11 protein-coding genes and 3 pseudogenes are annotated in these 21,524 nt (G+C 41.9%); 7 read left to right on the top strand and 7 right to left on the bottom strand.

The genetic code is table 11. From position 1 onward, the window contains the following. Nucleotides 1–42 precede the first annotated feature (42 nt). Nucleotides 43–1,932 carry an SPFH domain-containing protein gene (locus ACQ86K_RS21950; protein ID WP_091174356.1) on the top strand — a complete coding sequence of 630 codons (1,890 nt, stop codon included), beginning with the start codon at nucleotides 43–45 and terminating at the stop codon, nucleotides 1,930–1,932. Nucleotides 1,933–2,334: 402 nt separating this feature from the next. Here the strand turns inward: ACQ86K_RS21950 and ACQ86K_RS21945 are convergent. Both ACQ86K_RS21945 and lpdA read right to left on the bottom strand, forming a co-directional pair. Then, a pseudogene (locus ACQ86K_RS21945) lies at nucleotides 2,335–3,173 on the bottom strand (MBL fold metallo-hydrolase). 239 nt (nucleotides 3,174–3,412) lie between these two features. Further along, a complete protein-coding gene (gene lpdA, locus ACQ86K_RS21940; protein WP_091174351.1) occupies nucleotides 3,413–4,804 on the bottom strand; it encodes a dihydrolipoyl dehydrogenase in 1,392 nt (463 codons plus the stop codon). 398 nt (nucleotides 4,805–5,202) lie between these two features. Between lpdA and ACQ86K_RS21935 the strand changes: the two genes are divergently transcribed. Next, nucleotides 5,203–8,505 (top strand): TonB-dependent receptor, encoded by a 3,303-nt coding sequence (locus tag ACQ86K_RS21935; RefSeq protein WP_091174347.1) that lies wholly within the window; start codon nucleotides 5,203–5,205, stop codon nucleotides 8,503–8,505. 414 nt (nucleotides 8,506–8,919) lie between these two features. Here ACQ86K_RS21935 and ACQ86K_RS21930 read toward each other — a convergent pair whose 3' ends face one another. From ACQ86K_RS21930 to ACQ86K_RS21920, 3 genes are all read right to left on the bottom strand, one after another. Next, the gene (locus ACQ86K_RS21930; RefSeq protein ID WP_091174344.1) at nucleotides 8,920–9,105 is read right to left on the bottom strand and encodes a hypothetical protein; all 186 of its coding nucleotides are present in this window, start codon (nucleotides 9,103–9,105) and stop codon (nucleotides 8,920–8,922) included. Nucleotides 9,106–9,203: 98 nt separating this feature from the next. After that, nucleotides 9,204–9,893, bottom strand: a complete 690-nt coding sequence (locus ACQ86K_RS21925; protein ID WP_091174340.1) for a sterol desaturase family protein — start codon at nucleotides 9,891–9,893, stop codon at nucleotides 9,204–9,206. Between the two features lie 19 nt (nucleotides 9,894–9,912). After that, on the bottom strand, nucleotides 9,913–11,094 hold the full coding sequence (locus tag ACQ86K_RS21920; RefSeq protein WP_176844568.1) for an AIR synthase related protein: 1,182 nt from the start codon (nucleotides 11,092–11,094) through the stop codon (nucleotides 9,913–9,915). 553 nt (nucleotides 11,095–11,647) lie between these two features. Between ACQ86K_RS21920 and ACQ86K_RS21915 the strand changes: the two genes are divergently transcribed. After that, entirely contained in the window at nucleotides 11,648–13,423 is a 1,776-nt protein-coding gene (locus ACQ86K_RS21915; RefSeq protein WP_091174337.1) for a chloride channel protein, read from the top strand. Nucleotides 13,424–13,628: 205 nt separating this feature from the next. On the opposite strand, the pseudogene ACQ86K_RS21910 reads toward ACQ86K_RS21915, so the two are convergent. Then, nucleotides 13,629–15,802: pseudogene (locus ACQ86K_RS21910) on the bottom strand (glutamine synthetase III). A gap of 597 nt (nucleotides 15,803–16,399) precedes the next feature. Here ACQ86K_RS21910 and ACQ86K_RS21905 point away from each other — a divergent pair. The 4 genes from ACQ86K_RS21905 (at nucleotide 16,400) to ACQ86K_RS21890 (ending at nucleotide 20,048) form a co-directional block, all read left to right on the top strand. Beyond that, nucleotides 16,400–18,007 (top strand): ammonium transporter, encoded by a 1,608-nt coding sequence (locus ACQ86K_RS21905; protein ID WP_091174332.1) that lies wholly within the window; start codon nucleotides 16,400–16,402, stop codon nucleotides 18,005–18,007. A gap of 577 nt (nucleotides 18,008–18,584) precedes the next feature. Then, nucleotides 18,585–19,379, top strand: coding sequence for a porin (locus ACQ86K_RS21900; protein ID WP_431198785.1), 795 nt, complete (start codon nucleotides 18,585–18,587; stop codon nucleotides 19,377–19,379). Nucleotides 19,380–19,449: 70 nt separating this feature from the next. Continuing rightward, on the top strand, nucleotides 19,450–19,701 hold the full coding sequence (locus tag ACQ86K_RS21895; RefSeq protein WP_431198784.1) for a hypothetical protein: 252 nt from the start codon (nucleotides 19,450–19,452) through the stop codon (nucleotides 19,699–19,701). 17 nt (nucleotides 19,702–19,718) lie between these two features. After that, nucleotides 19,719–20,048 carry a DUF4468 domain-containing protein gene (locus tag ACQ86K_RS21890; protein ID WP_431198783.1) on the top strand — a complete coding sequence of 110 codons (330 nt, stop codon included), beginning with the start codon at nucleotides 19,719–19,721 and terminating at the stop codon, nucleotides 20,046–20,048. A 130-nt stretch (nucleotides 20,049–20,178) separates the two neighbouring features. On the opposite strand, the pseudogene ACQ86K_RS21885 reads toward ACQ86K_RS21890, so the two are convergent. After that, nucleotides 20,179–21,488 (bottom strand): annotated as a pseudogene (locus ACQ86K_RS21885) (ammonium transporter). Between the last annotated feature and the right edge of the window lie 36 nt (nucleotides 21,489–21,524).

Genomic DNA, 21,524 nt, shown 5'->3' with positions numbered 1-21,524 from the left:
TTAAGGGTTCCGTTAAAAAAATCAAAAACAATCTTTAAAAAAATGGACAATCTAATTGTTAGTCTGTGGTGGGTTATACCCGTCATAGTGTTATTGCTGATGTACAAATTTGTTTTGCGCGTGTTTTGCGGCATGGTTATCGTTCCGGACGACCGTATTGGGTTGGTGATCAAAAAGTTTGCCCTTACAGGTAACAGCCGCCTGCCCGATGGTCGGATCATTGCCACCAAAGGCGAGGCTGGTATGCAGGGCCGTGGCCTTGCGCCGGGCTTATATTGGAAAATGTGGCCATGGCAGTATACTATTATCATGCAGCCCTTTACCATTATTGAGCAAAACAAGCTTGGCCTGGTAAAAGCAAAAGACGGTGCCTCGTTTGATACCGGCCGTGTGCTGGGTAAACCGGTTGATTGTGATAAGTTTCAGGATGCGGTAGCATTTTTGGATAATAATGGTCAAAAAGGCCCGCAGGCAGCTTTCCTTACACCGGGTAGTTATCGCATCAACACATTTTTGTTTGATATTGAGATGGTGCCTATCACCCAGATCCACGAAAACAAAGTAGGTATTATTACCACTTTGGATGGCGAGCCGCTGAACAAAGGCGAGATAGCCGGCGAATCGGTTGCAGGGCATAAAAACTACCAGGACCCAATCGCTTTTATCACCGCAGGCGGTCGCAAAGGTTTGCAGGAGGACGTGATCCTGGCGGGTACTTACTACCTTAACCCCTGGTTTGTGAGCGTTGAGCAGGTAGATATGATCTATATCCCTATCGGTTACGTAGGTGTTGTAAACTCCTTTGTGGGCCCGGAAGGCAAGGATACCAGTGGCGATAATTTCAAACATGGTAACATTGTTAAGCGTAACGAAAAAGGGGTTTGGGACGAACCGCTCGATCCCGGTAAGCACCCGGTAAACATCTATACCCATGCTGTTGAAATTGTACCCACAACCAACATCGTATTAAACTGGGCAGATAGCCGCACCGAGTCGCACGAACTGGATAAGAACCTGTGTACCATTACGGTAAGGTCAAGCGATGGTTTTACTTTTAACCTGGATGTGTCACAGATCATCCACGTGCCACGTAACGAAGCACCGAAAGTGATAGCAAGGTTTGGTAAAATGAAAAACCTGGTATCGCAGGTACTGGAGCCAACTATTGCCAACTACTTCCGTAACTCGGCCCAAAAAAGTGATGTGATCGGCTTCCTGGCCAACCGTATCCAAAGGCAAACTGATGCCCGTGAGCATATTGGTCGCGTACTGGAAACCTATAACGTAATTGGTGTGGATACCCTGATAGGTGACATAGTGCCTCCGGCAGCGCTGATGAAAACACTTACCGACCGTAAACTGGCCGAGGAGGAAAAGGTTACTTACGAGATACAGCGCCACGCGCAAATTGAACGTAAAGAATTTGAAAGCGCCCGTGCCGGTGCCGATATGCAGCCTGAGGTAGTAAAATCAACCCGCCAGGTTGAGATTAACACCCAGATGGCCGCTTCAAGGGTTGCCGCTTCAAAAGGTGAGGCAGAAGCTAAGACCATCAACGCCAAAGCCGATGCTGAGGTAAGGATCACGATAGCCAAAGCCGATGCCGAAGCAAAAACAGTGAACGCCAAAGCCGACGCTAACGCCACAGAGGTGAATGGTATGGCCGAAGGTGCCAAGATCAAAGCCATAGGTTTATCAGAAGCCGAGGTTACCAAACAAAAAACCGAAGCCATGGGTACCGAACAATACGCCATAGTGCGTGTGGCCGAAGCTTTGGCTGCTGCAGGTATTAGGTTGGTTCCTGAGATATTGGTAAGCGGCAAAGAGGGCGGTAGCGGCGGTATGATTGATGCCCTCATAGGTACCGAAATGCTCAAAAAACTGCAGATCGAAAACCAGGGCAAAGGCGGCAACACCACTAAAGGCGAATAATTGAATATCCCTTTGCATAAAAATTTGCGGGTTGGTTATGTAATCCCTTCAAATTATGCATCGTGGTTAAGGTTTGTGATGAGAGATTTTGAGGAAGAGTACAAAATAACTCAAAATCCTAAACCTTTTTATTGAAGAGATCAACGGTTGGAGGTTGGTAATTAAATGCCGCCTCCGGCCAAAGATAATACGTTCTTTATACCTAAACCTTTTTTATAGTGATCAGAGCTTGAAGATTAAAGATAGGTTGCTGTGATAGTATCCGGCTTTATGATTCAATCGCACTGATTTAATTGACGAGGCTTTTAACCTAAACCGATCAATGAACAAAGGCATCCCGCGAGGGGATGCCTTTGTGTTTTTACAAGTTAAAAAATCAACGAAATCAAAACCAATCAACGGTTAAAGGTCGCTTAGTTTAAACGTATCCTTAACCCGGATGCCTTTTTCTGTTTGCTGTAAAGTGCAGCATTCATTAACCGGGTCGTGCTCAAAGTATAGTATGTATTCTTTTTCAAGGGCCTCGTTTAAAAATAGTTTTTTTCAGTAAGCGTTTGAAGCGGGAACATATCATAAGCCATTATATAGGGGATAGGCAGGTGCCCGATTGATGGCAGCAGATCGGCCATATAGAGTACCTTTTTCCCCTTATAATTAATAAGCGGCAGCATCATTGATTCTGTGTGCCCGGATACAAAGCGGACCTCAAAATTTTTCATAAAGTTAATGCCGTCTTCGGTATCAACAAATTTTAGCTGGCCGCTTTCCTGTATAGGGATGATGTTTTCTCTGAAAAAGGAAGCTTTTTCCCGTTCGTTAGGGTTAACTGCCCAATCCCAATGTTTGGGATTACTCCAGTAGGTGGCGTTTTTAAAGGCAGGGAGCAGGTTTTCGCCCTCGCGTACAACGGCACCGCCCACATGGTCAAAGTGCAGGTGGGTTAAAAACACGTCGGTAATATCATTCCTGTGGAAACCAAGAGAAGCCAGCGAACTATCTAAACTTGCGTTGCCGTGAAGATAATAGTGGCTGAAAAACTTTTCGCTTTGCTTGTTTCCTATGCCGGTATCAACTAATACTAACCTGTTTTCATGTTCAACCAGCAGGCAGCGCATGGCCCAGGTGCAAAGGTTGTTTTCATCGGCGGGATTGGTTTTGTTCCAGATGGTTTTAGGAACAACGCCAAACATAGCGCCGCCATCTAATTTAAAAAAGCCTGTATCAATGGTGTGTAGTTTCATTTTAGTTCATGGTTTATAGTCCATAGTCCATAGTCGATGGTCCATAGATAATGGGCGTGACTTATAATGTGCTGATAGGGCTAAATTAGAATAATATTTTAAAGATAAGTTGTGGTTATAAAGTATGAAACTAAAAAGCCTCAAACCAAATGCAATGCATTTAATTTGAGGCTTTAAATATTTATTGTAGCTATAACTATCAACCATGGTCTATGGTCTATCGACCATGGGCCAGAATACTACAAGTGGATACACTCGCCGTAAGCTTCGGCAGCGGCTTCCATTACAGCTTCACTCATGGTTGGGTGAGGGTGTACCGATTTGATGATCTCATGGCCGGTAGCTTCCAGTTTGCGGGCAGTAACTACTTCGGCAATCATTTCGGTAACGTTGTAGCCAAGCATGTGAGCGCCTAAGAACTCGCCGTATTTGGCATCAAATATCACTTTTACAAAGCCATCTTTAGCGCCGGCAGCACTTGCCTTACCCGATGCCGAGAATGGGAATTTACCAACTTTAACTTCATATCCAGCCTCTTTAGCTGCTTTTTCGGTATAACCAACAGAAGCAACTTCTGGTGAGCAATAGGTACAGCCCGGAATGTTGTTGTAATCAAGCGGGTGAGGGTTTTGACCGGCAATTTTTTCAACGCAGATAATACCTTCGGCAGATGCTACGTGAGCCAGGGCCTGGCCTTTAACAATATCGCCAATGGCATAAACGCCTTCAACATTGGTACGATAGAAATCATCAACCAATACTTTGCCGCGATCGGTTTTAACACCGTTTTCTTCAAGGCCGATGCCTTCAAGGTTGGTGGCGATACCTACCGCAGAAAGAACGATCTCGGCTTCAAGAATTTCGGTGCCGGTAGCTGTTTTTACAGTTACCTTGCACAAATCGCCGCTGGTATCAACCGATTCCACATTGGAGCTGGTCATGATGTTGATGCCCTGTTTTTTAAGAATGCGGTTTAATCCTTTTGATACATCCTCATCCTCTAACGGAACGATATTATCTAAAAACTCAACTACGGTAACTTTTGTACCTATTGAGTTGTAAAAATAAGCAAACTCAATACCGATAGCACCCGAACCAACTACAACCATTGATTTAGGTTGCTGCGGTAATACCATGGCCTGGCGGTAACCGATAACTTTTTTACCATCCTGTTTCAGGTTAGGTAACTCGCGCGAGCGCCCGCCTGTTGCTAATATAATGTGTTTTGCACTGTAGGTTTTAGCTGTACCATCGGCAGCTTTAACTTCAACAGCGCCTTTGCTTTTCAATTTACCAAAGCCAACAAGAACATCTATCTTGTTTTTCTTCATCAAAAACTGAACGCCTTTGCTCATGCCATCGGCAACGTTACGGCTTCTTTTAACAACCGCGGCAAAATCAACTTCGCCGGCGCCGTTAATTTTAATACCGTAATCGGCACTGTGGTTAAGGTATTCAAAAACCTGGGCGCTTTTTAATAAAGCCTTGGTTGGGATACAACCCCAGTTCAAACAGATACCGCCTAATGATTCTTTTTCGACAATGGCGGTTTTTAAACCAAGCTGGGAAGCGCGGATAGCAGCAACGTAGCCACCCGGACCAGACCCAATAACAATTACATCGTAATCCATATTATTATTGATATACTTTAATTTCGTTTCAAAGGTAAATAAGCTGCGCGGATTTTTGTGGTTTTTCCGCAGCGCCTATTTTTTGAATGCCAAAGCTAAGGAAAAGGGCTGAAATCAAAAAATGTACTGCCGGTATATATTACCTGCCTTGGGTTATTTATATCTGCGCTGTGTCATAAAAGCAAATGGTGTAATGTAACCGTTAAGCTCCGATATGATTTAAACTATATTATTTGTAATATTTTCATTGTTTTTGGCGATTGTTTTATGGTTTTTATACTTATAATGTAAAATGTTGATAAATATATAATAATTGTTAACGTTAACTTAACATTGGTAATTAGTTCATTAATTATCTTTGCGCCAATTAATTAAACGTATAATTAAAAAAGCAATTTATGAGGAAGCATTACCTTCTTTTATTCATTTTTTCGCTGCTCACACTAAACTTTGCGTTCGCGCAAAACGTTACTACAAGTAGCATGTCTGGTACAGTGGTTGATGAAAAGGGATTACCACTCCCTGGTGTAACCATTACCGCGTTACACACACCCACAGGTACTAATTATTCAACTGTTAGCCGCGCCGACGGCCGTTACAACTTACCAAACATCCGTGTTGGTGGTCCGTACACTATCAGTTTTAAATTTATTGGTTTTAATACCTTCAGCCAGGATAACATAACGTTATCATTAGGTCAGGACTTTAAGATCAACGCTAAACTTGCACCAACCAATACCGAACTTAAGGAAGTTGTGGTTTCGGGTGTACAGAACAAGGTTATTAATACTTCAAGAACAGGTTCTCAGGAGATTATTAACCGCGCCCAGATCGATCGTTTACCAACTATCAGCAGGTCAATTTATGATTACACTAAATTAACTCCTACTGCAAATGGTACATCATTTGGCGGTCGTAACGGTAATGGTAACAACTTAACTGTTGACGGTGCCTTGTTCAATAACTCGTTTGGTTTATCAAACACCTTAGGTGGCCAGGCAAACTCACAGCCAATTTCATTAGACGCGATTGAGCAGATCCAGGTTTCTGTATCTCCTTTCGACGTTAGCCAGGGCCGTTTTGCCGGTACCGGTATCAATACCGTAACCAAATCGGGTACCAACGAATTTAAAGGTAGCGTTTACTACTACAAACGCTCGGCTGGTTTAGTAGGTTTACATACGCTTACTACCGATGTTCAAAAACCAACAGTTGATTATAACCAACGTGGTATCAGCTTAGGTGGCCCGATCATCAAAAACAAATTATTCTTCTTTGTATCAGGCGAGCAGGAAAGGATCAAAGATCCGGCTACTTCTTACACCGCTTTACGCGATGGCCAAACTGCCGGCGGTAGTATTTCACAAGCATCTTATGCTGATTTGACAGCCCTGTCTACCTTCCTTAAAACTACTTATGGTTATAATCCTGGCGCTTTTGAAAACTACCAGTTACGTACGCAATCAGATAAGATCGCTGCCAAATTGGATTGGAATATCGACAAAAATAATACCTTGTCATTGAAATATTTCTATTTGAAATCTTTCCGTGATGTGCCTCCAAGCAGTTCAGGTGCGCCTACAGGTGGTCGTGCACCAAGCAGCACTTCGTTGCCGTTCTTTTCATCTTACTATACCATCAACAACAACTTCAATATTGGTATTGCCGAGTTGAACACCCGTATCAGCTCAAACCTTGCCAATAAATTAACTGTAGGTTACCAGGCCCTGCGCGATTTCCGCCAGTCTCCGGGCGGTGGTTCATTCCCATTGGTTGATATCCAAAACCCTAATGGTACTACTTTAACCTCATTTGGTTATGAGCCATTTACTGCCAACAACGTATTGAATACCGATACCTGGCAGGCATCTGATAACTTAACCCTTTACAAGGGTAAACACGAGCTTAACTTTGGCTTATCATATGAGTCGAATAAATTTAAAAATGGGTTCGCTCCTAACTACTATGGTGGTTACCGTTTTAAAAGCTTAGATGATTTTTACGCTTCGGCTAAACAAGGCTTGCCAACCGCAACCCGCTACGATTTCCGTTATTCAGCTTTGCCTGATGGCTCGTTCCCGTTTGCTATTGTAAAATCATATACCATCGGCGCTTATGCTCAGGACAAATGGACAGTTAACGACAACTTTAAATTAACTTACGGTATTCGTTTTGATTTACCGGTTTACAATACTGACAGCCAGTATAATACCAATGCAGCAGCGTTAACGGGTTTCAGGGACGGTTACAAGATCAATACTTCACAGTTCCCTAAAACGAATATTCAAATTTCACCAAGGGTAGGCTTTAACTGGGATGTTAACGGCGATGCCAGCACACAAGTTCGTGGTGGTGCAGGTATCTTTACCGGTCCGGTTCCTTATGTATATATATCAAACCAGGCCAGCAACAATGGTGTACAGTTTGGTTCATACAGCATTGTGCCTGGTGCCGGTGGTGTATTACCAACCGACCCCCGTTTGGTTTTCAGCCCGGATGTTAATAAAAACAGGCCAACTGGGGCTGCTGCAAACACTTCATATAACCTGGTTGTTACCGACAGGAATTTCAAATTCCCATCAAACTTCCGTTTAAACCTGGCTTTAGACCAAAAATTGCCATTAGGCATTATCGGTACTTTAGAAGGTATCTATTCAAAAGATATCAACTCGGTATATTTTGTTAACCTTGCGTTGCCTACATCAGGTCAGGCTTTAAAGGGTAATGATAACCGGATCCGTTACAGCAGTACTACTGTTTATCCTTCAATCCCTGCTGCCCAGGGTGGTAACACAGCGGCGGTACCTAATATTACCGACGCTATCCTGATGAAAAACACCAGCAAAGGTTATACTTACAGCGTTACCGGCCAGTTACAAAGAACGTTTAAAGAGCTTTACTTTAACATAGCTTACACTCACTCTGATTCACGCTCGGTTAATGACGGTGGTTCTATCGCCCAGTCAACCTGGAGAGACCGTGTTGTATCCGGCGATCCAAACGCTGATGTTACTTCATATGCTAACTTTTACCAGCCAAACCGTATCATCGCTTCGGTATCATTCCGTAAGGATTATATCAAACACCTTACTACTTCGGTTGGTTTAACTTACGAAAGTGCTAACAACGGTGTTGCTTCATACACTTATAATGGCGACTTGAATGGTGACGGTCAAACTACCAACGATTTGATGTACATCCCTAAAGATGCAAGTGATATCGTGTTGGTAAAAGATAACTTAAATGACCCTCGTACTGTTGACCAAACTTACCAGCAGTTGAACGCGTTTATTAACCAGGACCCATACCTGAGCAAACACCGCGGTCAATATGCTAAGCGTAATGCTTTGGTATTGCCATACTTTCACCTGGTTAACTTTAACTTCACTCAAGATTTATATGCTTCAACCGGTAAAGTTAAAAACACCTTACAGTTTGAGTTTAACATTATTAACCTTGGTAATTTCCTGAACAGGAACTGGGGTAACTTTAAATTTGTTAACCGTACAAGCCCGTTATCATTTAAAGGTTTATACGCTAACAATGCTAACCCTAATGATCCTAACATTGGTAAGCCAACATTCTCGTTCCCTTACTTTGATGATAAAAACCAAATCCCGCTTACATCAACTTTTGGTAACGGTATTTCGCAGGTATCACGCTGGCAAGCTCAAATTGGTTTAAGGTATCTCTTTAACTAATTGAATTTACCATATGATTTAAAGCCCCGGTCAATTTGACCGGGGCTTTTTTCGTTAGAAATAATTTGATTATATATTTATATTATTTCATAGTGAGTGAAAGTTAATGTATTGGTTAATAATTATTAACCAATACATTAACTTTGTTTTGAATTATGTTTTATATTTGAATAATACTTAAATTTTATCACTTATGAAAACAAATATCAAAATCATCGTGCTCATCCTCTTTAGTTTTTTAATCGGCTTCTCCATACACTTAGGCTTTACTATGTCAATTGTGTCGTTTGAATTTACGTTATTGAAAGATATATTAAACCCCGGAAATAGCTTTTGGAATCAACTAAATATCTCACTTTTAGTGTTGTTTCACCTTGGATTGTTAGCGCTGCCCTTCATAAGATCATCAAAGTATTATAAAGTCTTTTTGATCTTTATTCCGGCGTGTTTTCTGTTAACGGTTTGCACAAATACGGTCATCTTTTTATTAATAGCGCCGGATTTGGCAGTCTCGATGATTCCCTTTATAATTATGTGGATCATCTGCCTGGTTAAAAAAGATAATTCTAAGCGCATACCATATGAGGTGTCGTTGAACATATAAGCAAGGATAAAATTCGATTTAACCAATTATAGCCGGGAGCATTTGCATCGCCTCCGGCTTTTTTTATAAAAGGTGAGCTTATAAGCTTATTGTTTTAAGGCTTATAAGTTTTAAATAACCTATCCCAGATGTTGGTATAAAAGCCGAAATTAAAATCAATTTCCAGGTGATGCCGATGGTGAAAAGAGGGTGTACCTAAATATTTAAAAGGAGCCATTTTTCGAACAGAGGCAGGAACGGGTTCGATACCTAAATGGCCCATGATACCGAAAAATACATTGGCTGTAAGGTAAATCAGTACCGCATAGAAATTGAAACCATAAAGAGCCAATATTACAAGCCATAAAGAGCCAAAGCCAATGGTTTCAACAGGATGGAGAACAAACAGGTCGATAGGGATAGGATCGGTGTAATGATGGTGAAATTTGTGGATCGCTTTATAAATAACTGAGTGGTGGATGAAGTAATGGAAAATGAACATGGCCAGGTCCATCAGCATAAATAAGAGCAAGAAATCAAGAAGGGTGTACCACTTTAACTGGAACGTGAGTGTTATATAGTTGTGCTTAAAAAGCCAATAACCGGCATAGGTGATCGCTGTGTTGATGGCATTGGTTAACATGCATACCAGAATCTCGTTTCGGCTTGCCCATTTTATTGGTTTGTTGGATAGTTTTAAGATCAACCATCCGAATAGCAGGGCCAGGGTAGTAACAAAAAGGTTTTCGGCTAAAAATATCGCCCATAATTTTAATGGGGACAAAGTAGCCAAAAACCTCAGCATAAATTTATGTCGTTATTATTTACTCGTACTCAAACACTCCAAACTCCGATGTCACGGTTACTTTTTTAGTATCTGCCTTTTCTACACGGCCAATAACCTGCGCATCAACACCAAAGCTTTTTGAAATATTGATCAGATCAGCAGCTATAGCTTCAGGCACGTAAAGCTCCATGCGATGTCCCATATTAAATACCTTGTACATTTCCTGCCAGCTGGTTTTTGATTCCTCGTGAATGAGTTTAAACAATGGTGGTACAGGGAACAGGTTGTCTTTTATAATATGCAAACCTTCTACAAAATGCAATACTTTGGTTTGCGCGCCGCCGCTGCAATGTACCATGCCATGAACCTGGCTGCGGTAGCCATCAAGTATTTGCTTAATGATTGGCGCGTAGGTACGGGTCGCACTTAAAACAAGCTTGCCTGCCGTTACGGTTTCACCGTTGCCAATGTCAATAGCGTCGGTAAGGTTTTTACTGCCCGAAAAGATCAGCTCGTAAGGGATGGCCGCGTCATAGCTTTCGGGGAATTTATCGGCGATGGTTTTATTAAACACATCATGGCGGGCAGATGTAAGGCCGTTTGAGCCCATGCCGCCGTTGTATTCTTTTTCATAAGTAGCCTGGCCGTATGAGGCAAGCCCTACAATTACATCGCCGGGCTCAATACGGTGGTTAGATATCACATCTTCACGTTTCATACGGCAGGTAACCGTCGAATCAACAATGATGGTACGTACCAGGTCACCCACATCGGCAGTTTCGCCGCCGGTGGAGTAGATGCCTATGCCTGCCCCGCGCAGTTCGGCTAAAATTTCTTCGGTGCCATTAATGATTGCGGCGATAACTTCGCCGGGAATGAGGCCTTTATTGCGGCCGATGGTTGATGACAGCAGGATGTTATCAGTAGCGCCAACGCAAAGCAAATCATCAAGGTTCATGATGATGGCATCCTGGGCTATGCCGCGCCATACAGAGATATCGCCTGTCTCTTTCCAGTAGGTATACGCCAGGGACGATTTGGTACCGGCACCATCGGCATGCATAATATTGCAATACTCAGGATCGTTGGTTAAGATATCGGGTACTATTTTGCAGAAAGCTTTTGGGAAAATGCCCTTGTCGATATTTTTTATGGCATTGTGCACGTCATCTTTGGAGGCTGATACGCCACGCTGATCATATCTTTGCGAAGAAATCATGGGCAAATATAATGCTATTAACCTTAATTTCCTTACCTCAGCTATCTGAAGTCGGGGACTTAGGAGCATTATACTTGTAGTGCCAAAACTGTAATGTGTTTTAGACTTAAAAAATTATGGAATAGCTGTGGTTGCAACTACTATTATAGATAATTTGAAATCGGCGAATTTTAACAGGGAGTTTTTAATATTCCCATCCTTCATACTTGATGTCTGGTATTTCGGTTTTAGGTGATTGTCTTATTTTTCGGTTCCGCTGCTTTTTTAACCATTTTCTAAAGCCGGCTTTAGGCTTTACGTCGTATTTTCGATTAAACCAGTGTTCAATCTGTTGGTTTCTTAAAGACATATAATAAGCTATAGGCGCAAGTTTAATAATTAATTAGTTGTTGTAAATTAACCTCTATTTACTTTAATGAATATAAATTGCCCTGAATTGTGTTAATTTGTAACAAATAGACTAATACATGTCATTGGTCTGTTTTATCAGCTTAATTGAAAACAATTCGCGCTCATAACTCTTCATCAGCAGAATTGGTAGTATATACTTCTTATGTTAAAAACGCTTTCCTACAAAATAAACCGCTGGCGGTTAAAACGCAATAGTCAACGTAACTTTTTAATTTATTGCAGCGTGTTTGTAGGTTTTATGGGCGGACTGGCCGCCGTTGCCCTTAAGTTTTTAGTGCATTTAATGGAAGAGTTAAGCCGGAATATCTCTTCGCACCTGTATTATCATATAGCATATGTGTTTTTACCTGCAATAGGCATTTTGGGTACGGTGCTGTATCAGCACCTGATCAATCGCGATAAGATTGAAAAAGGGATAGGTAAGGTGCTCATCAATATCAAAAAGAACCGTTCAAACATCAAAGCCAATAATATTTATTCGCATTTAATAACCAGTTCGTTAACCATAGGTTTCGGTGGCTCGGCAGGGTTGGAGGCGCCTATTGTTTGTACGGGTACAGCTATCGGTTCAAACGTAGGTAAGTTTTTTAAGCTTACACCCTATGAAAAAACGGTATTGTTGGCTGCAGGATGTTCGGCGGGCATAGCTGCTGTATTTAACAGCCCTATTGCCGGGGTGCTTTTTTCGTTAGAGATATTAATAGGAGAGATCACCATTCCCACCTTTATACCTTTATTAATAGCCTCCGCTACAGGAGTTGTGGTTTCCAAATTATTATACTCGGGGCAATTGTTCCATCTGGTTACCGAAGGCTGGGCAATGAACGCCCTGCCATTTTACGTGCTGCTTGGCATATTAAGCGGATGGATAGCGATATACATATCCAAAGTAGGGGGTAAACTTGAAGGAGGGATCCTTAAAAAACAAAACCGATATGTGAGGGCAGTTGGTGGCGGTGTGATATTAGGGTTGATCATTGCTGTGTTTCCTCAATTGTTTGGCGAGGGGTATCATTATCTCACCGAAATTTTAAATGGTAATATCAATGTATTAAAGGAAGAAAGCTTTTTTGCCAACTGGCTTTCCGAACCGCTTATCATGCTGTTATTTATAGGGGCACTCGTGTTTACCAAGATCATTGCTGCGGGTATTACCATTGGTGCCGGTGGCAATGGCGGTACATTTGCACCTACGGTATTTACCGGCGCTTTCCTGGGCTTGTTTGTGGCTTATGGGGTTAATCAAACCGGGCTGATACATTTAAATACGGTTAATTTTATTGCGGTGGGTATGGCGGGGGCCCTGGCCGGTGTATTGCATGCACCCTTAACTGCTATATTTTTGATAGCCGAAATTACCGGTGGATATGTGCTGTTTATCCCGCTCATGATCGTATCAGCTATGTCATACATCATATCGCGTTACTCATCGCCCCATAATATGTACTGGAGCCAGCTGATTCATCATAATAATATTCACCCGGGGCAGGATTATGGCATGCTTAACAGTATAATGCTTGATAGCATCATTAACCGCAAATACACCCCGGTTGATAAACAAATGCCGGTTGGCGAATTTTACCAGGTACTGGCCAAAACCGATGCTAATATTTTCCCGGTGCTTAAAGGCGACGGAAGCCTTGAAGGTGTTGTATTGATAGACGACATTCGCCGGCGCTTGTTCAATAAAGATATCGCGGATGAAAATATAGCCGATATCATGATTGAACCACCGGCTATAATTGATTATGATCAACCGGCCAGCAGCGTTATGGACACCTTTGATGCCATTGACGTATGGCAGTTACCGGTGGTAAAAGATGACGTTTTTATCGGCTTTATATCCAAATCGGCATTGCTATCAAAATACAGGGCTGTGATTATTGAACAGCATAAGGCGAGTGATTTGTTTGCATAGGCACTAATTTTACAAATTCAATCGAATTTCACGAATTGCCTTGCTTATTTGTGAGAATTAAGAGAAGAGATAGGGGCCTGGTAGCTCAGGTTATAATTCTGCACAGCCAGATTATGGGATTAAAATAAAAAACGAATTGCCACAAAATTTATCGAACTATAATTGGTGTAATTCGATTTAATTCGTGGCAATTCGTGTTAATATCTTATTTAATAAACAACAGCTCCCTGAATTTAGGCAGCGGCCATTGGCGGTCATCAACCAGTTGCTCCAGTTTATCAACGTGGTAGCGGATAGGCTGGAAGAATGATTTTACCTTTTCATCGTAATCAATAGCGCGCTGACGAAGGTCGTCGATAACGTTAGCTTTTTTGCGCTCGTTAACCATTTGCTCGGTATTGGTTTTAATGAAGTTCACATGCTCAGAGATCCTGTTAATGATGTCAAGCTGCGAAGCATAAGTTGCTTTATCCAGGCCAATATCTTTTAGTCCTTTTACATTTTCAATCAGTTTGCTTTGATAAGCAATTGCTGCCGGGATAATCACGTTCATCACCATTTCGCCAATTACGCGGGCTTCTATCTGTAGCTTTTTGTAGAAAGCATCAAGTAAGATCTCGTGACGTGCATGTGCTTCACGCACGGTGAACACGCCGGTTTCGGCAAAAAGATGTTCCGACTTATCGTTTATTAAAGCATCCAGCGCTTTTGGTGTGGTTTTAATATTGGGTAAACCTCTTAGCGCGGCTTCTTTTTCCCATTCTTCGCTATAGCCATTTCCCTCAAAGCGGATGTTTTTTGATTCTTTGATGTACTTTTTGATCACCATTAATAAAGCCAGATCTTTTTTCTCGCCTTTTTTCATCAGCTTATCTACATCGTATTTGAATTTTTTAAGCTGATCGGCAACGATAAGGTTAAGAATGGTCATCGGGCTGGCCGAGTTGGCTGATGAGCCTACTGCGCGCAGCTCAAACTTGTTACCGGTAAAGGCAAAAGGCGAAGTACGGTTGCGGTCGGTATTGTCGGGCAAAATTTGCGGGATCTTAGGGATGCCCTGCCATAACAGGTTTTCTTCTTTGATTTTTTTGCTGATGCGGGATGTTTCTATCTCATCAAGCACGTCGCTAAGCTGGCTGCCCAAAAATATAGATATAATGGCTGGAGGGGCTTCATTGGCACCTAAACGGTGGTCGTTATTAACTGATGCAATGGACGCTCTTAACAGATCAGCATGCTCGTGTACCGCTTTTATGGTGTTCACAAAAAAGGCCAGGAACATGAGGTTGTTTTTAGGCGTTTTACCAGGCGATAACAGGTTTTTGCCTGTATTGGTTATCAGCGACCAGTTATTGTGCTTGCCCGAACCATTAAGGCCTGCATATGGTTTTTCATGAAGTAACACCTTAAAGTTATGGCGCCTGGCAACACGGTCCATCAAATCCATTAACAGTTGGTTATGGTCGATGGCGAGGTTAATCTCTTCATATATCGGTGCACATTCAAACTGGGATGGAGCAACCTCATTATGACGGGTTTTAAGCGGGATGCCTAATTGCAATGCTTCGGCTTCCATATCCTGCATGTAAGCATACACGCGCTCAGGTATCGAGCCAAAGTAATGATCTTCCAGTTGCTGGTTTTTGGCCGACATGTGGCCGAATAAAGTACGGCCGGTTAAATAAAGATCGGGACGGGCATTAAATAAGGCCAGGTCAACCAAAAAGTATTCCTGCTCAATACCTAATGATGCATTTACTTTTTCTATGCCTTTATCAAAATAATGGCAAACATCAACAGCCGCTTTATCAAGCACGTTCAGTGCCTTTAATAAAGGTACTTTATAATCAAGTGCTTCGCCGGTGTACGATACGAACACTGTTGGGATACACAGGGTACGCGCCATTAAAAAGGCAGGCGAGGAAGGGTCCCAGGCAGTATAACCGCGGGCCTCAAATGTATTACGGATGCCGCCACTCGGGAAGCTTGAGGCATCAGGCTCCTGTTGTGCAAGGGCATCGCCCGAAAAACGTTCTATAGCGCCGCCATCTGCGGTGGGCTCAAAAAAGCGTCATGTTTTTCGGCCGTAGTGCCGGTAAGCGGTTGAAACCAATGTGTATAATGGGTTGCGCCTTTGCCTAAAGCCCAGGCTTTCATTGCGGAAGCGATCTGTTCTGCCAGGTCGCGCGGAATTGGCTCACCTTTTTCAATTGAATTTACAATTCCCTGGTAAGCCTCTGATGAAAGGTATTCCTTCATCTTCTTTTTATCAAAAACATTCGATCCGAAATAATCGGAAATTTTTGGTGAAGGCGGTTTTACTTCAGGGATAGTTCTTGAAAGTACATCCTGTAAGGCTTTAAAACGAATATTGGACATATTTTATGAGGTTTAAATAAAGGTTAGTGTTCAAAAATATAACTATCCTTTAAAATATCGGGCAAAATTAAGTGAAATATAACATACCACCTAATCATTAAAAAACTGATATAATTTAAAGGAAAGTCTTAATTCTTCTAAAAGTTCTGCCTGAAATCAATAAAATCGTGTTTTTTTATTGCTTTTGGGCGATTATTTGCTTTTAAAACTGATTAAATGGTATTTTAAACTGTAAAAATTAGATTTTTTAATTTTTTTAATGATGAAAATGAATTTATATTGAAAATATCATTTTTAAATGTTTAAAAAATGACATTTTAAGAGCCTTGTTTTTGCAATTTTCATAATTTTTCTATTTTTTACCATTAATTTATCATTAATAATTTGTTATTCTTAAAAATACTACCTAATTTCAGAAAATAATTTACGAAAACACACCAATTATTATGCTTTTTATAAAAAATGAAAAAGATTAGAGGCGTGATTGAGGATTTGGAGGTGAAAATTGTTTTGTAATTCAGGATAGCAATCAAACTAAATTTAAATACAACAATCAAACTAATTAATTTTTAAAAAACAATCAAACTAAATTAAACGATGAAAGTAGGTTCTACAAAACACAACTTCCTAAGTGCAGTCCGACAGCTGACACGTGAAAAATGGGCGCTGGGAGCAACCATTTTTACAGGGAAAATGATTGGCTTATTGCTGGTGTTTGCCGCAATGATGGTTTTGCCGGGTGTATTTGGCACAAAAGCTAACGCTGCCGAAACGTACACCGCCCATGAAACAGCGTTAATTAACACGGTTAATACTGTTTGGACACTGGTTGCTGCCTTTTTGGTATTTGGTATGCAGGCGGGTTTCGTTATGCTCGAAGCTGGTTTCGCCCGTAAGCGCGAAACAGTGAACGTGCTGATGGAGTGTATTTTTGATACTTGTCTTTGTGGTTTGCTATTTTACGCTATAGGTTATGCCTTTATGTTTGGCAATGGCAACGGCTTTATTGGCTGGGGTGGTGCTGATGGCAAAACCTGGTTCTTCCTTCAAAATACACCTGAAACTTATGGTTCAACCGGTATCCCGGTATTGGCACATTGGATTTTCCAGTACGCTTTTGCTGATACCTGCTCAACCATCGTATCTGGTGCTATGATCGGTCGTACCAGTTTCCGTGGCGATATTCTTTACAGTATCGGTATTACCGGCTTTATCTATCCTATTATCGGTCACTGGGCTTGGGGGCCGGATGGTTTCCTTGCTACCATGGGAACTTCAGGTTTCTTTAAATCAATAAGCGCTCAGCCTTTCCGTGACTTTGCAGGTTCAACAGTAGTACACACTATTGGTGGTGTTGCTTCACTGGCAGGTGCAATGGTGTTAGGCCCACGCTTGGGTAGGATATTTGCCCGCGATGATAAAGAAAAAGGCGGTTTGCCCCCAGGTCACAACTTATTGGTTGCTGCTGTAGGTGGTTTCTTACTTTGGTTTGGTTGGTATGGTTTTAACCCTGGTTCAACTTTATCGGCAATGGATATGCAGGGTATCGGCCGTGTTGCTGCAAACACTACGCTTGCTGCCTGCGCTGGCGGTTTTACTGCTATGCTTGCTGCCTTATGGTTTGGCCCAACAAAAGGCAAATTTGATTTAGCCTTTACTATTAATGGTTTCCTTGCAGGTTTAGTTGCTATTACCTGCCCTTGTTACTGGGTTAGTCCGTTTGGCGCTATCATGCTTGGTGCTATTTCAGGCTTCATTATCTTCGGCGGTGTTTACCTTATTGAGTGGTTCCGTATCGATGATCCGGTTGGTGCAGTATCAGTACACGGCTTTAACGGTATCTGGGGTACTATTTCATTAGGTTTATTCGCTTCAGGTCAATATGGTGCTACCGGCCCAACAGGTGCTGATAACTCTGCTCCGGTAACAGGTTTATTTTACGGCGGTGGTTTTGATGTATTAAAAGCTCAGCTGATCGGTAGCCTTACCATTACCCTTGCAGTATTCGCGGTTTCATATGTGATGATGTTTGTGATCAACAAATTAGGTCATCCATGGAAATTGCGTATCGAAGAACACGGTGAAACAGGCGCAGGTGGTATCGACGTATTTGACCACGGTATCGAAGTTTACCCTGTTCAGGATGATGAGATCAGCTTAAGCGGCCTTTTTGATAATGGCGCTAAGGTTGCTTCTGAAGCCTGATCATATAGGAGCTTAACAGCTTAAATAAAGATATTGATGCCTTGTGCGGTTGGAGAGTGGTAGTATTAGCCTGTAGTCCTCAGTTTAAAGTCGGGAGTTCATTTCTGACTTTAAACTAAGGTGGAGGCTTAAGACTAAACAGCATTTCATATTAAAACAGCAGTAGTTGTTTAAATGGACGTTGCCGTTGCCAATCGTGCAGGGATTTTTTATGCCGACACATAAACTATCCTTTTAACTGCAAGGTGTTGATAATCAAATAATAACAGTGTATTTATCCCAAAAAACAACAATTAACAAATAGTTTATCAATTCACAATTAAATCGTTATCATGAAAAAAGTATTTCTACTCTTCTCATTTTTTTCAATTGCGGCCTTTACGGTTAAGGCTCAGGACACGGTTAAAACAACCTCAGATTCTCCTCTGGTGATCTACGGTTCGGTAGATACCTATTATAAATATGATTTTTCTGATAAGGGTTCGCAAATCCCTACCAGCTTTGCAAGTGATCATAATTCAGTATCAATTGGCATGATTGATCTGGGTTTGAAGAAAAAGTTGGTAAAGCAGCTTTTGTGGGCGAGCTTTCATTTGGTCCGCGTGGCCAGGCCCAATCAATTCCTAATGGTCCTAATGGCGATTCATTCCACATTCAAAATTTGTACGTATCATATGATCTAACCGATAAATTAAACCTTACCGGTGGTTACATGGCTACCTTTATTGGTTATGAGGTTATTAGCCCGGTAGGTAACTTTAACTACTCTACTTCGTATTTATTTACCAACGGTCCGTTCCAAAATCCTGGTGTTAAATTAACTTACGCGTTTAGCGATAAAGTAAGTTTAATGGCCGGTATTTTTAATGATACTTGGAACAATTATACTTCAACGCATAAGGTAAATACTTTCGGCTCACAGTTGTTTGTATCTCCTGTTAAAGGATGGACTGCTTATCTTAACCTTGCTACCGGAAGTACTTCAGGTACCGAAGTTGATTTAACAACCGCTTATCAAATTACTGATGCCTTTAAACTGGGCTTAAACGGCGCTACTTATTCAGCTCCGCATGATGGCGGTGGTTTTAGCGGCGTTGCTTTATATCCGCAGTTAGCAGTATCAAAAACAGTAACTTTAGGTTTAAGGGGCGAGTACTTTAAAACTAAAAAAGGTGATTTAGTAACTTTAGGCCCTCCTCCGGGACAAAATGTTAAAGCATTTACCTTTACTGCAAATATCAAATCAGGCCCGCTTACTTTCATTCCTGAAATAAGGTTAGATCATGGCTCATCTACTTCATTCCTGAACCACTCTGGCGATCCTTCAAAATCAGCCGGTCAGTTTGCTGTAGCTGCTGTGTACGCTTTCTAAAAAAATAATTTAATCTATTTTTATCACGAGCCGTTCCGGAATTATCCGGAGCGGCTTTTATATTTGTTACATGAAAAAGATACTATTAGGCTTTGTCGGTCTCCTTTTTTCATCCGGCGCTTTTGCGCAGAAGGATTCACTGGCTTTTGATGAGAATAATAAATACATTTATTATAAAACGGTTGACCAGCCCGGCTCCATTGCAGATTCGCTTTATAGCAGGGGATTGTATTTTTTGACCAAGGCTTATCCTAAAAAGGTGCTTAAACTGGCAAAGGCTGATAAGGATGGCAATGCGCTTACTGGTACGGGTATTTTTTAGTTAACAAAAAAGGCCTGATGGGTAATAGTGAAGGCGGTGAGCTAAGCTATACGCTTAAAATAGAGGTAAAAGATGGCAAATACCGTTATTGGTTAACGGATTTTGTTTATCAGCCATATCAGCGTAACCGTTATGGTAATGTGGAACATATGCATGGCAAGGATGTCTCCCTGGAAAAGGCGTCGGAAAAATTATCAAAGGTTGATTTTAACGCCTGTTTAAACCAGGTGCTGAGCAACAGCAAGCATGTAGGTGATAATTTAAAGGCTTATATGCTTAAAACCTCGTCGCTTGAAAAGCCGGCGGAAGTTAAAAAAGTAAAAAGGGTATCTACTAAAGAATGGTAATTGTCTTGAGATTGGAGTTGCAGTTTCAGTAAATAATGCGCAAGATGAAATAAAAGAGCCGCACCCTGTAAAGGGTGCGGCTTATTTTTTATGTTGTTAATTGAGTTTAATCAGGTAGGGTAGGATCTGGTTATAGTTCCTCGTCGTGCTGGCTGATGTCAAGACCTGCAAGTTCTTCTTCTGGTGTTACACGCAGTGTGCTGATCATGTCGGTGATTTTTAATAAGATGAATGAGCCGAAGAAAGCGAAGGCTGATACACCTACAAGGGTAATTAAATGAATAATGAAAAGGTGTGTTTCGCCGTAAAATAAACCGTTACCGGTTGTGTTGGCGGAGTTTACGTTTTGGTGTGCAAATACACCGGTTAATAACATGCCTACCATGCCGCCTACGCCATGGCATGGGAATACATCGAGGGTATCATCAATGCTGGTTTTTGTTCTCCAAATCACAACCAGGTTACTTACAACTGCTGCTACGATACCGATAATTAATGAATGGGGAATAGTTACATAGCCCGCTGCAGGGGTGATAGCCACCAAACCTACAACCGCGCCGATACAGGCACCTAACACACCTGGTTTTTTACCGCGAAGGATATCAAAGAACATCCATGCCATAGCAGCCGCGGCTGATGCTGTAGTGGTTGTTGCCAAAGCGGTTGCTGCCAATGTGCCCGAACCCAGGGCCGAACCTGCGTTAAAGCCAAACCAGCCAAACCACAATAAGCCTGTTCCTAATAATACATAACTGATCCGGGCCGGATTGTGTGATGTTTCATTACGGCCCTTTAAATATATGGCTGATGCCAAAGCTGCCCAGCCTGCACTCATGTGCACCACGGTGCCGCCGGCAAAGTCAAGTACACCTTTTCCGAAAAGGAAGCCTTTTGGATGCCAGGTAGCGTGAGCCAAGGGTGCATATATAAACACCATGAACAGGCAAAGGAAAATAACATAAGAGTTGAAGCGGATCCTTTCGGCAAACGCGCCGGTGATGAGGGCCGGGGTGATAACCGCAAATTTTAGCTGGAACATAGCAAATAGTATCAGCGGGATAGTTGGGGCCAGTTCCCAGGTGGCGTTGCCCAATGTGCCTTTCATCATAAAGAAAGTGCCGGGATTACCAATAAAGCCACCAAACTCATCTTCGCCAAAGGCAAGGCTAAAGCCGAATATTACCCATATAACAGTAATTACACCCATACAAACAAAGCTTTGCAACATGGTTGACAATACGTTTTTTTGCTCACCATACCGCCATAAAAAAATGCCAGGCCAGGGGTCATGATCAGTACAAGGGCGGTACTTACTAATAGCCAGGCGGTATCACCTGTATCAATTTTGCTGTCTTTAATGGTTGTAAGAGTAACTGAAGGGTATAGAAGGGCTAATACAATTACAATTAAAAGTATGCCGAAGGGTATGGATTTTTTCATGTTTTGGGTTTAAGGGAGGAAAAATGAAGGTTTGAA

It is taken from the genome of Mucilaginibacter sp. P19 (assembly GCF_050632265.1).
In the GTDB taxonomy this organism is placed as follows: Bacteria; Bacteroidota; Bacteroidia; order Sphingobacteriales; family Sphingobacteriaceae; genus Mucilaginibacter; species Mucilaginibacter gossypii.
This window is presented reverse-complemented; position numbering and strand designations above follow the sequence as displayed.